General features: G+C 69.7%; 2 protein-coding genes and 2 pseudogenes. 2 read left to right on the top strand and 2 right to left on the bottom strand.

Annotated features, from left to right (window positions below; all coding sequences use genetic code 11):
- Positions 1 to 359: pseudogene (locus tag ABZV38_RS40200) on the bottom strand (transposase); the annotation flags it as partial.
- 228 nt (positions 360 to 587) lie between these two features.
- Between ABZV38_RS40200 and ABZV38_RS40195 the strand changes: the two are divergent.
- Positions 588 to 887, top strand: coding sequence for a hypothetical protein (locus ABZV38_RS40195; protein WP_356333894.1), 300 nt, complete (start codon positions 588 to 590; stop codon positions 885 to 887).
- Positions 888 to 937: 50 nt separating this feature from the next.
- Positions 938 to 1,199, top strand: a pseudogene (gene msrA, locus ABZV38_RS40190) (peptide-methionine (S)-S-oxide reductase MsrA); the annotation flags it as partial.
- 173 nt (positions 1,200 to 1,372) lie between these two features.
- Here msrA (ABZV38_RS40190) and msrA (ABZV38_RS40185) read toward each other — a convergent pair.
- Complete coding sequence (msrA, locus tag ABZV38_RS40185; protein ID WP_356333892.1) at positions 1,373 to 1,885, bottom strand: peptide-methionine (S)-S-oxide reductase MsrA; 513 nt, start codon at positions 1,883 to 1,885, stop codon at positions 1,373 to 1,375.
- Between the last annotated feature and the right edge of the window lie 374 nt (positions 1,886 to 2,259).

Genomic DNA, 2,259 nt, shown 5'->3' with positions numbered 1-2,259 from the left:
TCCACGGCGATCACTTCCCGTCCGGCGCTTTCAGCCTTGGCGTGCAGGATCGTCAGGAACACCCCCCATCCGGCATCCGAGATCGAACGGTTCAGCCCGGCCTTGGCTGCGGCCCCGTTGGACAGGAACGCGCCCGGCCTGTCGGGATCGGGTCTCGGCGCGGGAGCGGCTCTCATGTTGCGGATCTTGAGGTCTTCATGCGCGATGAAGTCGTGCGCGCGTACGAGGTCAAGGGCGCTCTTGTGCGCGTGGTCCAGGCGCCGGCGGCGGACCCTTCGGTGCAGGGCGGCGACCTTCTGCACGGCCTTGCGGCGGCGCTTCGACCCGCGCTTGCACCGGCTGAGCGCCTGCTGTGCGGCCACGGGCATGACGACTTCCGCGCTCTGTGGGCCGAGGTCGAGAAGCGCGACGCCCACCACCTCACGGCTCATACTTCGGCACTCCAGTACTGGTGCCGCAAGTGGCGCGGCTCGCACGAGCTGGCCGAGCGATTCGCACGCGAGGCCGCGCAGAAGGGGAGCCCCGGCCATCTCCTCTCCCTCCTCCCGCTCTACGCCGCGTTCGAGCAGGAGTCGGCGGAGCAGGACGTGGATCCGGACGTGTTCTACAAGAGCCCCGAGCTGATCGCCGAGGTCGACGCCTGCCTGATCGACGTGGCGGCCGCCGCGGCGGCCGACCCCGAGGACCGGCGGATCGTCCGGGTCCGTCATCTGCTCGCCTGGCTGCTGTACTGGCAGGACCGGTACGAGGCGGCGCTGGAGCAGTACCGCGCGATCGACGGCTACATCGACAGCGCCCCGTGGACGTACTCCGGGGACCCGAAGGCGCGCTACATCCAGTCCCGTGACTTCTGCGCCGCGCAGGTCCTGGCTGCGGGCGGGAACTGACCGGTACGACGCGGTGGGGACGCCGGAATCCCCGGCGCCCCCACCGCGTCGCGATGGGCTGTTTCTGGGGCGCCGAGCGCAAGTTCTGGGAGACGGACGGCGTCTGGACGACGCTCGCCGGCTACCAGGGCGGCCACACGGAGAACCCCGCGTACGAAGAGGTCTGCTCGGGCCCGACCGGGCGCACGGAAGCGGTCCGCGTCGTTCGAACCGAAGATCGTCACGTACTCCGAGCTGCTGAAGGTCTTCTGGGAGTCCCACGACCCGACGCAGGGCTTCCGCCAGGGCAACGACGTCGGTACGCAGTACCGACGTCCCGGACGGCCCGAGCGCACGCCGCCGATCGGGCCCTGGACCGGTCACGGACGACCCCAACTGTGTCCCGCCGCCGGCACCCTCTTCGTCCACGGCGGGGCACAAGCACGGCCCAGCCTCAGAACTTCCGCCCAGTCAGCCTGCGCCCGACGCCGGGCCGCCTCTCGCGGTCAGCCCTCCGCGCGGGCGGGCAGCCGCCATCCCGGGCGCGGGAAATGGCAGGTGTAACCCTCCGGGTAACGCTCCAGGTAGTCCTGGTGGTCGGGCTCGGCCTCCCAGAAGGGGCCGACCGGCTCGACCTCGGTGACGACCTTGCCCGGCCACAGTCCGGAGGCGTCCACATCCGCGATCGTGTCCTCGGCGATCCGCTTCTGCTCGTCATCCACGTAGTAGATCGCCGAGCGGTAGCTGAGGCCGATGTCGTTGCCCTGACGGTTCTTGGTGCTCGGGTCGTGGATCTGGAAGAACAATTCCAGGATCGCGCGGAAGTCGGTCCTCTCAGGGTCGAAAAGGATCTCAATGGCCTCCGCGTGCGTGCCATGGTTACGGTACGTCGCATTCGGCACGTCACCGCCGGTATATCCGACCCGAGTCGCCGTCACGCCCGGGAGCCGGCGGATCAGGTCCTGCATCCCCCAGAAGCATCCGCCCGCCAGCACGGCCCTCTGCGTCTGCGCCGCCATTACAGTCCTCCAATATGTGTCAGCTCAGTCACTCGGGCTGCTCGGTTCACACACCACCGGCATCCCATACCCACTTGCTCCAACGCGCGAGGGTTCCAAGCGATTCCGTGCCCGTCCAACCGGCCCTGCGGTCGTCGGCCGCCGCGAGGAGCGCACCGCCGTGGTGCCCCTTCGGCACCGCGGTGAGCTGCTTCGTCCAGGGCATGGAGTGCCAGGGCGAGCATCGGCGCGAACAGGGTGCCCAGCACGCCGACGACTGCGGTGATCATGGCGGTGATGGCAGCGGTCATGAGGTGAGATCAGTGCGATGAACGAACTGGGCGCGGGGCGGCGGGGGTGGGGGGCGGGGGCGCGACCCCCCCCCCCCCCCCCGC

It is taken from the genome of Streptomyces sp. NPDC005181, from assembly GCF_040608395.1.
Classification (GTDB): Bacteria; Actinomycetota; Actinomycetes; order Streptomycetales; family Streptomycetaceae; genus Streptomyces.
This window is presented reverse-complemented; position numbering and strand designations above follow the sequence as displayed.